At 71.2% G+C, this 15,978-nt stretch carries 12 protein-coding genes; 10 read left to right on the top strand and 2 right to left on the bottom strand.

Annotation, left to right across the window (positions count from 1 at the left end; translation table 11 throughout):
* Positions 1–2: 2 nt before the first annotated feature.
* A complete protein-coding gene (locus AN215_RS22500; RefSeq protein ID WP_070011474.1) occupies positions 3–1,442 on the bottom strand; it encodes a polysialyltransferase family glycosyltransferase in 1,440 nt (479 codons plus the stop codon).
* Positions 1,443–1,480: 38 nt separating this feature from the next.
* Positions 1,481–2,470 (bottom strand): glycosyltransferase family 2 protein, encoded by a 990-nt coding sequence (locus AN215_RS22505; protein WP_070011564.1) that lies wholly within the window; start codon positions 2,468–2,470, stop codon positions 1,481–1,483.
* Between the two features lie 255 nt (positions 2,471–2,725).
* On the opposite strand from AN215_RS22505, the gene AN215_RS22510 reads away from it, so the two are divergent.
* The 10 genes from AN215_RS22510 (at position 2,726) to AN215_RS22555 (ending at position 15,937) form a co-directional block, all read left to right on the top strand.
* Positions 2,726–4,081 (top strand): DUF6716 putative glycosyltransferase, encoded by a 1,356-nt coding sequence (locus AN215_RS22510; RefSeq protein ID WP_070011473.1) that lies wholly within the window; start codon positions 2,726–2,728, stop codon positions 4,079–4,081.
* An 85-nt stretch (positions 4,082–4,166) separates the two neighbouring features.
* Positions 4,167–5,465: an acylneuraminate cytidylyltransferase gene (locus AN215_RS22515; protein ID WP_070011563.1), complete on the top strand. Its 1,299-nt coding sequence runs from the start codon at positions 4,167–4,169 to the stop codon at positions 5,463–5,465.
* A gap of 40 nt (positions 5,466–5,505) precedes the next feature.
* A complete protein-coding gene (locus tag AN215_RS22520) occupies positions 5,506–6,450 on the top strand; it encodes an N-acetylneuraminate synthase family protein (protein WP_070011472.1) in 945 nt (314 codons plus the stop codon).
* A 20-nt stretch (positions 6,451–6,470) separates the two neighbouring features.
* Entirely contained in the window at positions 6,471–7,856 is a 1,386-nt protein-coding gene (locus AN215_RS22525) for a hypothetical protein (protein WP_070011471.1), read from the top strand.
* A 117-nt stretch (positions 7,857–7,973) separates the two neighbouring features.
* Positions 7,974–9,257, top strand: a complete 1,284-nt coding sequence (locus AN215_RS22530; RefSeq protein WP_070011470.1) for an amidohydrolase — start codon at positions 7,974–7,976, stop codon at positions 9,255–9,257.
* A gap of 868 nt (positions 9,258–10,125) precedes the next feature.
* Positions 10,126–11,157: a BMP family lipoprotein gene (locus AN215_RS22535; RefSeq protein WP_070011469.1), complete on the top strand. Its 1,032-nt coding sequence runs from the start codon at positions 10,126–10,128 to the stop codon at positions 11,155–11,157.
* Between the two features lie 163 nt (positions 11,158–11,320).
* Positions 11,321–13,030 (top strand): ABC transporter ATP-binding protein, encoded by a 1,710-nt coding sequence (locus tag AN215_RS22540; protein ID WP_070011468.1) that lies wholly within the window; start codon positions 11,321–11,323, stop codon positions 13,028–13,030.
* Positions 13,027–14,136, top strand: coding sequence for an ABC transporter permease (locus AN215_RS22545; protein WP_070011467.1), 1,110 nt, complete (start codon positions 13,027–13,029; stop codon positions 14,134–14,136). Before AN215_RS22540 ends, AN215_RS22545 begins: the two co-directional genes overlap by 4 nt.
* Positions 14,133–15,527, top strand: a complete 1,395-nt coding sequence (locus AN215_RS22550; protein WP_245694650.1) for an ABC transporter permease — start codon at positions 14,133–14,135, stop codon at positions 15,525–15,527. The genes AN215_RS22545 and AN215_RS22550 overlap by 4 nt, the downstream gene beginning before the upstream one ends.
* A complete protein-coding gene (locus tag AN215_RS22555) occupies positions 15,524–15,937 on the top strand; it encodes a cytidine deaminase (RefSeq protein WP_070011466.1) in 414 nt (137 codons plus the stop codon). The genes AN215_RS22550 and AN215_RS22555 overlap by 4 nt, the downstream gene beginning before the upstream one ends.
* The last annotated feature ends 41 nt before the right edge of the window (positions 15,938–15,978 follow it).

The raw sequence follows: 15,978 nt of genomic DNA on the forward strand, positions 1-15,978 counted from the left end.
GCTCAGCCGACCGTCGCGCGCTTCAGCGCCCGTACGCGGCGGGCCACCCGGCGCACCGTGGGCCGGCGTCGCAGGAACGCGAACTGCTTCGTCCAGCCGCCCGGCAGGGCCAGCGCCGTGAGCCGGCGCCGCTTGAAGTAGCGGCGCGTACGTGAGTCGAGGTTCGCGGAGAGATACCGTTCCGCCTCGCCGCGCATCTCCGGCAGGATCTCGGGCTGCATGCAGAAGCCCACCGCGCGCAGCAGACCCGTCAGTTGACGCTCGATCCCGGCCGCGTCCGGCATCCGCCAGGAGACCGCGGCAGGCCCGGCGGCGGAATCCCCGGTGCCCGAACCGTCCGCCGCGGCGGAGGCCGCCCCGTCGCCGCCGGCCTCCCCGCCGACGTCCGGCAGCAGCGCGTCCACGAGCGTGACCGGCACCCGGTTGCTGTTCTGGTACGGCGCGATGCGCTCCAGCAGCAGACCCGTTCCCGTACGGGCGACGGGCAGCCCGTAGAAGGACGCGGCCGTCAGCAGAGCCGTCGAGAAGCAGCCCACGACCAGCTCCGGACGCACCTCCTCGTACAGCACCTCCGCCAGGACCGGGGTGTTCAGCACCAGCAGCTCGACGCCGAGTTCACCGGCCTCCTTCTCCAGCGCCCGCGAGAAGCGCGCAGGCGCGACGGGGTGCGGCTTGAACACCACGCTGCGGTGGCCGAGCCGCGCGGCTCCGCGGAGCATCCGCAGATGGAGCGCCTCCTCCTCCTCGGTGGTGAGGATCTCCAGCGCCGACAGGTACTGCCCCAGCAGCAGCGCACCGCCCCGCGGCGCCGACGTCACGGCCGGCGGAACGTCACGGGCCAGCTCGGCCAGTACGGAGGTGAAGGCAGCGGTGGGCACGATCTCGCTCGGAACCTCGAACTCCGTGAGCAGCAGCGGCTCCAGGCCCGGCAGCAGGTCGAGATGGAGCAGACGGCGTACGCGCGAGCCGACCAGCGGGTCGAGCTTGTTGCGGGTGGGGCCGTAGCTCATCAGACCGTCCGCGTACACCTCCAGCGGTGCGTCCGGGAACGACCGGGCGAGGGCGAGGGCCGGATCGACCTGGATGGACTCGACGACGAGCTCCACCTCGTCGTCGCCGAGGCCCCACAGCAGCCGCAGATAGCGCTCCAGCATCGGCACGTCGTCCGTGCGCGGGGACCAGCCCCCCGGATGGAAGGGGTGGATCGCCTCGTTCCACGACAGCACGCGGTCGAAGCGGCCGCGCAGCCGCTCGAACCCCGGCATGGCGTCCAGCGGAGGAGTCGTCTCCGGGTTCGCCGCGTTGTTGCTGACCAGCAGCAGCCGGCGGTCGGCCTTTCCTCCCCCGTGCCGGGAGTCCGCGGAGAAGCTGCCGGCGTCGATGGCGGCGGCGAGCGTCGCGGCACCGTAGAGGGTCGAGGCGAAGAAGATCTGCGTACGCATGCGGGGGGTCCTGGTCCGTCCTGGAAGGTCTGTGTCGCTCACGCTGCCTCTCCCGGCGCCTTGCTGCGGAGGACGGCGGGCCGGCGGCGCAGCCTGCGCAGCCGGGAGGCGCGTTCGAGGTCCATCGAGTCGAGGGCGTCGGAGAGCACACCGGACGGGAGGCGCTTGAGCACGGCCGCGCTGCGCGCACGCAGTTCGCGCTCCACGCGGGGCTGGAACCTCCCGCTGGTCAGATGGTGGGAGATGATCGCGCAGTAGGTGCGCACGGCCTTCGGCAGCAGGGTCTCCGCGTCCCTGTCCCGTGCCGTCTCGTCGACGACCTGGTCGAAGGCGCGGATGAAGTCCAGCTGGCGCACGTCGCCGATCTGTGTGAGCGAGGAGGCGACGCCGCGCCGGTAGTAGACGCCCATGAGGCCGACGGCGGCGAAGGACTTCGCCTCGCGGTGCAGCCGCCAGATCCACGGGCGGTCCTCGGCGGTGCGCAGCCCGTGCGTGAAGTGCAGCAGCCCGTCGTCCAGCAGCCGGCGGTGGTAGATGCCCGCCCAGGCGTAGGCGTAGTCGACGGACGTCGTGCGGTCCGCCGGCAGGATCGCCTCGCGCGGATCCATGACCACGCCGCGGCGGCCGTGCGGGACGCGGGCGATCGTACGGGCGCGGGCGGTGCAGCTGACGTGGTCGGTGCGCACGAAGTCGCAGCCCAGCTCCTCGATGGCGGCGAGCAGCCGGGGGTAGTAGCCCGGCGCGATCCAGTCGTCGCCGTCGAGGAACGTGAGGTATCTGCCGCGGGAGGCGTCCAGGCCGGTGTTGCGCGCGGTCGCGAGGCCACCGTTCTGCTCGTGCCGTACGAGGACGGCACCGCTCAGTTCCCGCTCGGCCTCCTCGAGAATCTCGGGAGTGGCATCCGTCGAACAGTCGTCGACAAGAATGAATTCGATGTCCTCGCGAGCATTGGCGCGTAGGCTTCTGATTGCTTCAGGGGCATAGGACTGCACGTTGTAGAACGGCACGATGACGGAGAGATTGACCACCCGGCCGACCATAGAGCCGCCCGCGGCCGAGATTGTGGCCTGCGCGGCAATCACCGGTGAACGGCGCGTGGCGGGATGGTGAATCAGTTTGCCCGCGGGCCAGTTGGCCGGTCGGCGGTGCGCTGTTAACCCGTTGTTGTATTTCCGTTGGGCCGGGCTCCGGAATTGCTTTCTAGCGTCATAGACGTGCCATCAACCATCCCTTCCGCATCCGGTGAGCATTCTGCGGATTCCGCATCCCCGCTCCGTACGGCGGTGCTCGCCGATTCCGACACGCGCTGGAAATGGGGAGCCCTCACCGCACGCCGCATCGCGCCGGGCTCCCGCATCGACGGACTGCTGCTGCGCGGGCGCGCCACCCCGACGCCCCGGCAGCTCGCCGAGGTCGGCGTCGACGTGGACTCGCTGCGGGAGACGAGCGGAGCGGCCTTCGTGGGGGAGGCCGCGGACCGGGGCGCCTACGACGTGGTCGTCCTCGCCTGCGTGGGCGGAGCGGTGCAGGCGATGCTGCACGGCATGGCGAACGCGGCGCGCACAGCGCAGCCGCAGTCGTCTTCGCAGCCGGAGCCCGCAGGCGTGGAGGCGCGCGAGGAGGGTCACCGCCGTCCGGTGACGGTCACCGGCTATGTCGGCGTCGTCTACGAGAAGCTCGCCGACGGCCTGCTGCTGCGCCACGGTGCCGACGTCGTCCTCGCCAACTCCCGCTACGACGCGGAGCGTTTCCGCGGCGTCTACGAGGGCGCGGGCGCCGACGCCTCGTCCGTCACGGAGGGCGCGCTGCCCTTCCTCGGCGGCGCACCGTATGAAGGCCGCCGCGACGACCGGCCGTTCACCGTCGTCTTCGCGGCGCAGCCCTCCGTGCCCGCGGGCCGCGAGGACCGCGCGTACCTGCTGCGCCGGGCCGCCGGTCACGCGCGCAGCCACCCCGGGCGCGAGGTGCTGGTCAAGCTCCGCAGCCGTCCCGGCGAGCACACCACGCACATCGAGGAGCAGCCCTACCAGCGCCTCGCGGACCGGCTGCCCGGCGGTCTGCCGCCCAACTGCCGCCTCGTGTACGGGCACATGAGCGAGGTGCTTGACCGCACCGACCTGCTCGTGACCGTCAGCTCGACCGCCGCGCTGGAGTCGCTGCACCGCTCGATCCCCACCGCCGTGCTGACCGATCTGGGCGTACGGGAAGCGCTGGGCAACCACCACTTCCTCGGTTCCGGCTGCCTCGCCTCCTGGGACGAACTCGACGCCGGGCACCTGCCGTCGGCCGACGCCGCCTGGACGGCGCGGCAGGGAGTGCTGTCCGGCGGTCCGTACGAGCGCGCATTCGACGAGGCACGCGAGCGGGTCGCCCGGCTCGCGGCGCGCGACCGGCTCCCCGCGATCGCGCCGTACTACACGCCCACGACCGCCCCCGGATATCTGCCCGGCGTCCTCGCCCGCTACGGCTTCGGCCCCGACGGCGCCGTGCTGCCCGGTGCCGCGAAGGCGGCCGCCGCCGGCGCCTCCACCGGGGTGCGCGCGGCCGTACGCGGCGCGGTGCGGGACGCGGCACGCGGGGCGTACCGGCACGGCGTACAGCGCGTGGCGCCCGTGATCCGCCGCATGGGGGAGCTGTGACGGGCCACGGCGGGGAGCGTCCCGCCGCTCCGTGCCCGCCCGAGCCGTATCCCCCGTACACCGCTGAGGAGTTGACATGACCGAGATGTCCGGGACGAGGACAGCGACAGGAACGAGGGGCGGGTCCTCCGGTGCGGGCGCCCGCCGGGTGCTCGCCGTGATCCCCGCCCGCGGCGGCTCGAAGGGCGTGCCCGCCAAGAACCTCGCCACCGTGGGCGGCGAGCCCCTCGTCGCCAGGGCCGTACGGGCCTGTCTCGGCGCCGGGCTGGTGACGGACGTGGCCGTATCGACGGACGACTCCGGCATCGCGGCGGCAGCACGCACGGCGGGGGCCCAGGTCGTGGAGCGGCCGGGTGAGATAGCCGGCGACACCGCGACCAGCGAGGCAGCCGTACTGCACGCCGTGGACGTCTGCGAAACGCGGTCGGGAGCCCCCGTAGACGCGGTGCTGCTGGTCCAGTGCACGAGCCCGTTCATCACCTGCGAGGACATCGACGCGGTGGCGGGCGCGGTCGTCGAAGGCGGCGCGGACAGCGCCCTGACGGTGGCCCCCTTCCACGGCTTCGTCTGGCGCGACGGCTCCGCAGGGACGGACGCCGCAGCCACGGACGCCGCCGGCACGGACGCTGCTGCGGGCCGGAGCGCCGCCGAAGCCACCGGCGGCTTCGGCGTCAACCACGACAAGGCCTTCCGGCCGCGCCGCCAGGACCGCCCGCAGGACCTGCTGGAGACCGGCGCCGCGTACGCCATGGACGCGGCCGGCTTCCGCAAGGCCGGACACCGCTTCTTCGGACGCACCGAGCCCGTCCGTACGGACCCGGCCCGCGTCCTGGAGATCGACGACCCGCACGACCTCGCCCGCGCCCGCGCGCTCGCGCCGCTGCTGGACGCGCCGCGTCCCCGCGCGCTGCCCGGACGCGAGGACGTCGACGCGGTCGTGCTCGACTTCGACGGCACCCAGACCGACGACAGGGTGCTGATCGACTCCGAAGGACGGGAACTGGTCGCCGTGCACCGCGGCGACGGCCTCGGCATCGCCGCGCTCCGCCGCGACGGGCTGGAGCTGCTGATCCTCTCCACGGAGGAGAACCCGGTCGTCGCCGCCCGGGCCCGCAAGCTGCGGATCCCCGTACTTCACGGCATCGACCGCAAGGACCTCGCACTCAAGCAGTGGTGCGAGGAGAAGGGCATCGAGCCCGAGCGCGTGCTCTACGCCGGAAACGACGTCAACGACCTGCCCTGCTTCAACCTCGTCGGCTGGCCAGTGGCAGTCGCGGGCGCGCACGAGGTCGTACGCGAGGCCGCGCGCGCCATCACCCAGGCGCCCGGAGGCGAGGGCGCGATCCGCGAGATCGCCTCCTGGCTTCTCGGGCCGTCCCTGTAACCGACCTCAGCAAGCGAAGAGTTGTAGGAGAAACATCCTCATGAGCACCAACCGTCTGCGCACCCTCGGTGAGAAGACCGTCGGCCCCGGACACCCCGTCTACGTCACGGGCGAGATCGGCATCAACCACAACGGCGAGCTCGAGAACGCCTTCGCGCTCATCGACGCCGCCGCCGAAGCCGGCTGCGACGCCGTGAAGTTCCAGAAGCGCACCCCCGAGGTGTGCACCCCGCGCGACCAGTGGGACGTCGAGCGCGACACCCCCTGGGGCCGCATGACCTACATCGACTACCGGCACCGCGTCGAGTTCGACGAGGACGGCTACCGCGCCATCGACGAGCACTGCGCCAAGCGCGGCATCGACTGGTTCGCCTCCCCGTGGGACGTGGAATCCGTCGCCTTCCTGGAGAAGTTCGGCGTGCCCGCCTACAAGGTGGCCTCCGCATCGCTCACCGACGACGAGCTGCTGCGCGCCATGCGCGCGACCGGCCGCACGGTGATCCTCTCCACGGGCATGTCCACCCCCAAGCAGATCCGGCACGCGGTGGAGGTGCTCGGCAGCGCCAACATCGTGCTCTGCCACGCCACTTCGACGTACCCGGCGCAGGCGGGCGAGCTGAACCTGCGGATGATCCACACCCTGGAGCGTGAGTTCCCGAACGTGCCCATCGGCTACAGCGGCCACGAGACCGGCCTGCAGACCAGCCTCGCGGCCGTCGCCCTCGGCGCCTGCTTCGTGGAGCGTCACATCACGCTCGACCGCGCCATGTGGGGCTCCGACCAGGCCGCGTCCGTCGAGCCGGGCGGCCTCCAGCGGCTGGTCCGCGACATCCGCACGATCGAGGACTCGCTGGGCGACGGCGTGAAGAAGGTCTACGAGAGCGAGCTGAAGCCGATGGAGAAGCTCCGCCGCGTCAAGGGCGTCGTCGCCGAAGCCGAGGAGGCCGGAGCCGACGGGGCCGACCGCGAGCCGGCAGCAGTCTGACGGAACGACGGAGCCGAGCGGTGAGCCGAAGCGGACGGGACGGAGCCCGTGCCCGGGGAAGAAGGACGGGCGGCACGCTGGCCTTCGTCGAGAGCCCCGTACAGCTCCTCAACGTCCTGGAGTGGGCGCACTCCGCGGCGCTGATCTCCGCCGTGCCCGGCCCCGGTGCGGCCGGCGCGGCGGAGGTCCCGTCCCCGGGGACACCCCCGCAGGACGCAGCGGGCGGCCTCACCGTGGTCGTCCTCTCACCCCACGACCCCATGACGCGCGGCCAGCTGCGCAGGGTCGCGGAGCTCGCACGGGACGAGGGCGTCGCCGTGCGCTGGGAGGACGCGCGCGGCGGTCCCACGGCGCCGCTCAAGACCGTCGGTTCCCTCGCGCGCGATCTGCGTCATGCGAGCCGGGTCGTCATCGGCGATCCCTTCTCGCGGTACGTGCAGCTGCTCCTCACGCTCACCTCCGCCCGCGACGTCGTCGTGGTGGACGACGGCACCGCCACGATGGAGTTCGTCTCCCAACTCGCGGGCGGGGAACGGCTGGTGCGCTGGCACCGCAAGGGCTCGGCACCGGCCGGGCTGCAGGCGGCGGCCCAGGCCGTCCTCTTCGCGCCCTTCGCGCGGCGGGCTCGCTCGCGCCTCACTCCAGGGGGCCTTCCCGCCGAAGGCTCGGGGTCTCCCCGCCGAAGGCTTGGGGACGGGACGGCACGCGGCGAGCGTGACAGGGACAGCGTCCGCCGTGTCGAGGTCTTCAGCTCGATGCCCGTCGACGCCTCCGACGGTCAGCTGCGCGACCTCGGTGTCACCGTCTCCGCCAACGACTTCTCCTGGACCCGCGCACGCTTCGGGCCCCCACGGCTGACCCGCGGCACCGACCTGGTCGGGACCTCTCTCGTCGAGACGGGTGTCGTGGACCTGGAGCGCTATCTGGAGGGCGTGGCGGCCCTGGCCCGTACGCACGGCGCCACCCGCTACTTCGCGCACCGCCGCGAGAGCAGCGAGAAACTTCACCGCGTGAAGTCCGCCACAGGTCTGGAGATCGTCCGTCCCGACCTGCCGCTGGAGCTGGTCGCCCGCCGCGGGCCGATCGGCCGTACGATCGTGAGCTTCCCGTCCACCGTCGTGCACACGCTGCCACTCGCGCTGACCGGTACGCCGGTCTCGGTGGCCGTCTGCGAGGTGGACCGGACGTGGTTCACGGCTGATGCCTCGCCCCGCGCGGAGGGCTTCCTCTCGGGCGTCACGGACAGCGCGCACCGGGTACGGAAGCTCGGGGGCGCGGAGGCTCCCGGGGCGGCACCGCCCGTGAGCGGAGCCGGAACGGGTCCGGCCACGCCGCAGGGGGCGTCCGCTCCCCAGCAATCGTCACGGACGTCCGTGCCGACGGAGGCCGACCGGGCAAGCGCGTAGGTATACCCACCTCCATCCGGACATAATCGCCGGCCCTGAAAATTTTTGGTCCCCTGAGGGGCTGAACTTTCCGTGATCGGCTGCATGGGGTGGCCTGAATACGCCTACCCTGCGGATATGAACAGAGTCCTGTCCCCCGAGCCGGAGGTGGACCCGACCGGCGAAGCAGCAGTCGAAGCAGCCCTGCTGGGCGTGGTCCCCGAGCTGCCCGGCAGACTTCCCGACGCGCTTCGCGAGGAACTCGTCGCCTTCCGTCGCGACCTCCACATGCATCCGGAACTGGGCAACCAGGAGTTCCGTACGACAGCCGCGATCAAGGCGCGCCTGGAGCAGGCCGGTCTGCGGCCCAGAACCCTGCCGATGGGAACAGGCCTCATCTGCGACATCCACCCCGGCCTCGCCGAGCGGTGGGACGGCGTCCGACCGATGCTGGCGCTCCGCGCGGACATCGACGCCCTGCCGATTCCGGACACCAAGTCCGTCCCGTACCGCTCGACCGTCCCCGACCGTGCGCACGCCTGCGGCCACGACGTGCACACCACTGTCGTGCTCGGAGCCGGGCTCGTCCTCGCGGACCTCGCCCGCGCGGGTCACCTCACGCGCTCGGTACGGCTCCTCTTCCAGCCCGCCGAGGAGGTCCTGCCCGGCGGTGCCACCGACGCCATCGACGGCGGCGCGCTCGACGGTGTGGGCCGGATCATGGCCGTCCACTGCGACCCGCGGGTCGACGCCGGCCGCATCGGCCTGCGCCCCGGCCCCATCACCTCCGCCTGCGACCGGGTCGAGGTGGCCCTCACGGGCCCCGGTGGCCACACCGCACGCCCGCATCTGACCACGGACCTGGTCACGGCCGCGGCGAAGCTCGTCACCGAGGTCCCGGCCCTGCTCTCCCGCCGTGTCGACGCGCGCGCCGGCATGGCCCTCACCTGGGGCCGCATCGAATCCGGCCACGCCTGCAACGTCGTGCCGCAGCGGGCCGAACTCTCCGGCACACTGCGCTGCCTGGACATCGCGGCGTGGCGTGACGCGCCCGATCTGGTGCACGCGGCCATCGACGAGACGGCCACGCTGCACCGCGCCAAGTCGGAGATCACGTACGTGCGGGGCGTGCCGCCCGTCGTCAACGAGACCGGCACGACAGAGCTGTTGCGTACGGCGATGACGGCCCGGCGCGGGACGCCCACCGTCGAGGACACCGAACAGAGCCTGGGCGGCGAGGACTTCTCCTGGTACCTGGAGCACGTCCCGGGGGCGATGGCCCGCCTCGGCGTACGGGCTCCGGAGGACCGCCACCCGCGGGACCTCCACCAGGGCGACTTCGACGTGGACGAGTCGGCGATCACGGTGGGGGTCGAACTCTTCACGGCGGCAGCCCTCCTGGACCCGCCGGCGCCCGCGTAGCGGGCGGGTTCCGGCGACGGGCGTGTTCGCGTGCGGTGTGTTCGGGGTTCCGGGTGCGTGCCGCTGCGGCGGCGGCTCCGGGAAGGCACGATTTACCTCCCTGTACCGGTACGGGGACCTGTTCTGGCTCCCATATGGCGGTCCGCAAATCGCGCTTGATTTTCCCGGAGCCACCGCCTCCGCGTCCCACCCCCTCCGGTCGTCCTAGCGGCTTTCCCCTGGTGGTTCCCGGACAGGTTGCGGGTTCCTGCCGTGCGGACCTTTCGGCACGTGTACGTGCCTTGCGGCTCCAACCATCGGTGTTCAGGGGCCCGTTGGGCCCTTGAGTGGTCCGAGAGCGGCAGCAGGTCCGACGGGAGGACGAGGCAACTGACCAGGCCCACCGGCGGGGAAGCCGCCGGCGGACGGGAGGGGGCGGGACGCGCAGGGAGGCACGTCCGGACACTCAAGCGTGATTTGCGGACCGGTATATGAGGGGCAGCACGAAGGCCCGTACCGGTTCAGGGAGGGAAATCATGCCCGTCCGGACTGGCTCCCGGAGCGGCACGCCCCCGCCACCCACCATGCACCCCCAGGCGCACACCCGCACGCACCCCCTCGGTCGCCGAAGGCGTACCGTGCCGCACCACACCCGGAACCGCCCGCAGGGCGAACCCGCCCGGCCCGCGAACCGGAGCCGCCCGGGCCCGCCGCGCCCCCGCGCGCAGCGTCGGGGGCCGCGGCACCGTTGTGGCCTGGGGCGCAGCCCCCTTCGCACCGATCCGATAACAGCATTCCAGCACCTCTTTACGTGAAATCTACGCGCGTTAATCTGTGCCGGAAGCCAGCGCCGGAAGAGGCGCTTCCAAGAGCCGAAGGGGACGTCCTCTTGCGTCGGGTAACCAAGCTTGCAGCCGCGGTCACCACCACCGCGGCCCTCGCCCTGACCGCCACCGCGTGCGGTGAGAGTTCCACAGAGTCCGCCGGCAAGAAGGACAAGGGAGTCGGCCTGGCCTTCGACGTCGGCGGCCGCGACGACCACTCCTTCAACCAGGCGGCGGCCCGTGGCGTCGACAAGGCGAAGAAGGAACTGGGCGTCGACTTCAAGGAGATGACGGCCAGCAACGACGAGACCGAGGCCGACCGCGAGCAGCGGATAACCTCGCTCGCCAAGGCCGGGTACAACCCGGTCATAGGTGTGGGCTTCGACTACGGCAAGTCCGTCAACAAGATCGCCAAGAAGTTCCCGGACACCACCTTCGGCGTCGTGGACTCCCCGTCCGAGGGGAAGAACGTCGCCGGCCTGGTCTTCGCGGAGCACGAGGCGTCCTACCTCGCCGGTGTCGCCGCCGCGAAGAAGACCAAGACCAAGGAGGTCGGCTTCATCGGCGGCGTCAACAACGCGCTGATCCAGAAGTTCCAGGCGGGCTTCGAGCAGGGCGTGAAGGAGACCGACCCGAAGGTCAAGGTCACTTCGCAGTACCTGTACCCGACCAACACCAAGGGCTTCAACGACCCGGCGGCCGCCAAGGACAAGGCCAAGGGCATGCTCGACGCCGGCAACGACGTGATCTACTCCGCGGCGGGCCAGTCCGGTGTCGGCTCGATCGAAGAGGTCAGCAAGCAGAAGGGCGCCTGGGCCATCGGAGTCGACTCCGACCAGTACAACCAGCCCGGTCTGGCCAAGTACAAGGACGCGATTCTCACCTCGGCCGTCAAGAACGTCGACGTCGCCGTCTTCGACCTGGTCAAGAGCGTCGAGGACAAGAAGCCGATGAAGGGCACCACGTCCTTCGACCTGAAGGAGGACGGCGTCTCGCTGGCCACCTCCGGCGGCTTCATCGACGACATCCAGAGCGACATCGACAAGGCCAAGAAGGAGATCGTCGACGGCAAGATCAAGGTCAAGGACACCCCGTGATCCCGCTGCCGGTCCGCCGCACGTGACGGCGGACCGGCGGCGGCTTCCGTCCACGAGCGGGAGGCGGCACGGAGTCCGGGACCGGGCGTATCCACAGGCGTGAGCCGTCTGTGGATACGCCCGTGACCGTCCCAGCCCCCGCCGGTACAGGCCGAACCCTCCACTGAACAGCAGCGTTTCAGGAGAGTGCGTCATCTCAACGTCCAGCAGCAGCCCACCGGCGGCCGCCGACGCGGCGGGCCCCGAAGGCGGCGCGGCCTCCCGGCCGGCCGTCGAACTGCACGGCATCACCAAGCGGTTCCCGGGGGTCGTGGCCAACCACGACATCGACTTCGCCGTCCGCCGCGGCACCGTGCACGCCCTCGTCGGTGAGAACGGCGCGGGCAAGTCGACCCTGATGAAGATCCTCTACGGCATGCAGAAGCCGGACGAGGGCACCATCACCGTCGACGGCGAACAGGTCTCCTTCGCCACGCCCGGCGACGCCATCGCGCGCGGAATCGGCATGGTGCACCAGCACTTCATGCTCGCCGACAACCTCACGGTCCTCGAGAACACCGTGCTCGGCGCCGAAGGCCTGCACGGCATCGGCGCACAGGCGCGTAAGAAGGTCAAGGAGCTGTCGGACGCGTACCGGCTGGGCATACGCCCCGATGTGCTCGTGGAGGATCTCGGCGTCGCCGACCGGCAGCGCGTGGAGATCCTCAAGGTCCTCTACCGCGGCGCGCGGACGCTGATCCTCGACGAGCCCACGGCGGTGCTCGTGCCGCAGGAAGTCGACGCGCTCTTCGAGAACCTCCGGGAGCTGAAGGCCGAGGGCCTCACGGTGCTGTTCATCTCGCACAAGCTGGGCGAGGTCCTCTCCGTGGCCGACGACATCACCGTCATACGGCGCGGTACGACCGTCGCCTCGGTGAAGCCCGGGGAGACGACGCCGAAGCAGCTCGCGGAGCTGATGGTCGGCAGCGAACTGCCTTCGCCCGAGACCCGCGAGTCGACGGTGACGACCACGCCGATGCTGACCGTCGCGGGGCTGCGGCTGTGCGCGACCGACGCCGACGGCGCCGAGCGCGAGGTCCTGGACGGCATCCGGTTCACCATCCACAAGGGCGAAGTCCTCGGCGTCGCGGGCGTGGAGGGCAACGGCCAGGCCGAACTCGTCGAGGCCGTCATGGGCATGCGCGAGCTCGACGCCGGCACCGTCACCCTCGACGGCGAGGACGTCACGTCGCGCTCCACACGCGAGCGCCGCGAAGGCGGCATCGGCTACATCCCCGAGGACCGGCACCGGCACGGACTTCTGCTGGAGGGCACCCTCTGGGAGAACCGCATGCTCGGGCACGTCACCGAAGTGCCCAACAGCAAGGGCCAGTTGCTCGACCTCTCAGGGGCGCGGACGGACACCGCGCGCATCGTCGCCGAATACGACGTCCGTACGCCCGGCATCGAGGTCACCGCGGCCTCGCTCTCCGGCGGCAACCAGCAGAAGCTGATCGTCGGACGCGAGATGAGCCACGGCCCCAAGCTGCTGATCGCCGCACATCCCACGCGAGGTGTGGACGTCGGCGCGCAGGCCCAGATCTGGGACCAGATACGTGAGGCACGCCGCGAGGGCCTGGCCGTGCTGCTGATCTCCGCCGACCTGGACGAGCTGATCGGGCTCTCCGACACCCTGCGCGTGATGTATCGCGGCCGCCTCGTCGCGGACGCCGACCCCGCCACGATCACCCCGGAGGAGTTGGGCTCCGCCATGACGGGCGCCGCCAGCGGCCACCTCGAAGCCGGCGAGGACGACAGGGACGTTCAGGACTCCGTGCGCGACTCCGTTCAGGACTCCGTGCCGGGACAGCGGGACGGGGGTGAGGAGCGGTGAAGAAGTTCGACAAGGACAGGCTGATCCTGGCGCTCGGCGCTCCGCTGCTCGCGATCGTCGCCGCGCTCGTGATCACCTCCGGGGTCATCCTCACGACCGGCAAGGACCCGTTCTACGCCTTCTACGTGATGATCGACTTCGGCTCCAAGAGCGACAGCCAGGTCTGGATCATCAACAAGGCGATCCCGTACTATCTCGCGGCGGTCGCGGTCGCCATCGGCTTCCGCATGAACCTCTTCAACATCGGGGTCGACGGCCAATACCGCATCGCGGCCTTCTTCGCGGCCGTCGTCGGCGGATCGCTGACGCTGCCGGGCATCATCCAGATCCCGCTCGTCATCCTCGTCGCGATGGCGGTCGGTGCGATCTGGTCCAGCATCGCGGGGCTGCTGAAGATCACGCGTGGCATCCACGAGGTCGTCACCACGATCATGCTGAACTTCATCGCCGCCTCCACCATCGGGTTCTTCCTCCAGGACGGCAGGCTCGCGGAGAAGGACGGCAACCTCTTCCACACCCCGGACATCCCGGCCTCCGGCCGCTTCTTCACCATCCCGACCGACCCGGACCCGATCTACGGCACGGTCGTCGTCGCCGTACTCGTCGGCGTCGCCTACTGGTTCGTGCTCGGCCGCACCCGGTTCGGCTTCGACCTGCGGACCGTCGGCCGTTCCGAGTCGGCCGCCTCGGCGAGCGGAGTGAGCGTCAAGCGGATGGTGGTCACCTCGATGGTGCTCTCCGGCACCATCGCGGGGCTGGTCGGCATGCCGACCCTGCTCAACGCGTCGTACAACTACGGCACCGACTTCCCCGCGGGCATCGGCTTCACCGGCATCGCCATCGCGCTCCTCGGACGCAACCACCCGGTCGGCATGGCGCTCGGCGCGCTGCTGTGGGGCTTCCTCGAACGCACGGGCACGCAACTGGAGTTCGAGGAGTACGCCCAGGAGATCGTCGGCGTGATGCAGGGCGTCATCGTCCTGTGCGTCGTCATCGCCTACGAGGTCGTACGCCGCTACGGGCTCCGCAGGCAGCAACGTCAGGTCGGCGAGCAGCTGGCCGCCCAGGCCCGCACGAGCGAGAAGAAGGCGGAGGTGTCCGCGTGAGCACGAACATCACTGCCAAGACCGGCGGGAACGGCACCGGCACTCATGGCGACGGCGCCGCGAACGGCGGCGGAAACGGCAAGGGCGGCGGCAAGGGCAACGGCAACGGGAAGCGGCCCGGGAACGGGAACGGCACCGCCACCGACCGGAAGCCGGGCGGCGGGCGGCGCAAGCTCTCGTACCCCGTCGTGCTGCTGATCGTCGCCGGAGGGCTCGTCGCCCTCTCGCTGCTCCGCATCGTCACCGGCTCGGACCAGGTCACCTCCAGCGGGCAGTACTCCAGCGCGCTGGCCGCGGCCGTCCCCATCGGCCTCGCGGGGCTCGGCGGACTGTGGTCGGAGCGCGCGGGCATCATCAACATCGGCCTCGAAGGCATGATGATGCTCGGCGCCTTCGCCGCCGGCTGGCTCGGCTGGCAGTACGGCCCGTGGGCCGCCGCCCTGGCCGGGATCGTCGGCGGCGCCCTCGGCGGCCTCATACACGCCATCGCGACCGTCACCTTCGGCGTCGACCACATCGTCTCCGGTGTCGCGGTGAACATCCTGGCGCTCGGAGTCGTGCAGTTCCTCGCCAAGCTGTGGTTCGGCGCGGAGGGCAGCGCCGCCGCCGCGGCGGGCGGCAACGACAAACAGTCGCCGCCGATGGAGGACATGCCGACGTTCACGGTGCCCGGGCTGGCCGACGGGCTGCAGGCCGTCGAGAAACAGCACTGGTTCCTGGTCTCCGACGCCGCGGGCATCCTCGGCGCGCTCGTGAGCAACGTCTCCTGGCTGACCGTTCTCGCCGCCGCCCTGTTCGTGGGCAGCTTCTACGCGCTGTGGCGCTCGCCCTTCGGGCTGCGGCTGCGCTCGTGCGGTGAGAGCCCCGTCGCGGCGGAGACGCTCGGCGTCAACGTCCTGAAGTACAAGTACGCGGCGGTCACCGCCTCCGGCGCGCTCGCCGGCCTGGGTGGCGCGTTCCTCGCCATCGGCGTGCACATCTACCAGGACCAGCAGACGGGCGGCCGCGGCTACATCGGCCTCGCCACCATGATCTTCGGCAACTGGCGTCCGGGCGGAGTCGCCATGGGCGCCGGCCTGTTCGGCTTCATGGACGCGCTCCAGCTCCGCGCAGGCGGTCCGACCGTGCACGCCCTGCTGCTGCTCGTCGCCGTTCTGCTCGCGGGGCTCGCGCTGTGGAAGCTGCGCAAGGGCGGCATGGTGCAGGCGGTCATCAGTGGCGTGACGGCCGTGGCGCTGCTCATGTGGTATCTGATGACGGACACCGTCCCCCTGGAGTTCGTCGAGATGAGCCCGTACATCACCACCCTGCTGGTGCTCTCGCTCGCCGCGCAGCGGCTACGACCACCCAAGGCCATCGGCAAGTCCTACCGCCGGGGGCAAGGCACATGACCGCCGCCCCGGTCGGCGCCGCGGATGTCGACTGGGCGGCGCTGCGGACCGTGGCCCGGGAGGCGATGACCCGGGCCTACGCCCCCTACTCGGGGTTCCCGGTCGGCGCGGCGGCACTGGCCGACGACGGCCGCACCGTCTCCGGGTGCAACGTGGAGAACGCCGCCTTCGGCATGGCGCTGTGCGCCGAGTGCGGCCTGGTCTCGTCGCTCATCGCGTCGGGCGGCGGCCGGCTCACCGCGTTCACCTGCGTCGACCGGCACGGCGATCTGCTGATGCCGTGCGGGCGCTGCCGTCAGCTGCTGTGGGAACACGGCGGCCCGGAGCTCCTGATGGAGACGCCGGGCGGCGTCCGCACGCTGGCCGATCTGCTGCCGGACGCCTTCGGCCCGTCCGACCTGAAACGCTGAGCGCGCGCCGCGCTCACCCGCTCTCTCCCGGGCCTGCCGTC

It is taken from the genome of Streptomyces abyssalis, from assembly GCF_001751365.1.
Taxonomy (GTDB): domain Bacteria; phylum Actinomycetota; class Actinomycetes; order Streptomycetales; family Streptomycetaceae; genus Streptomyces; species Streptomyces abyssalis.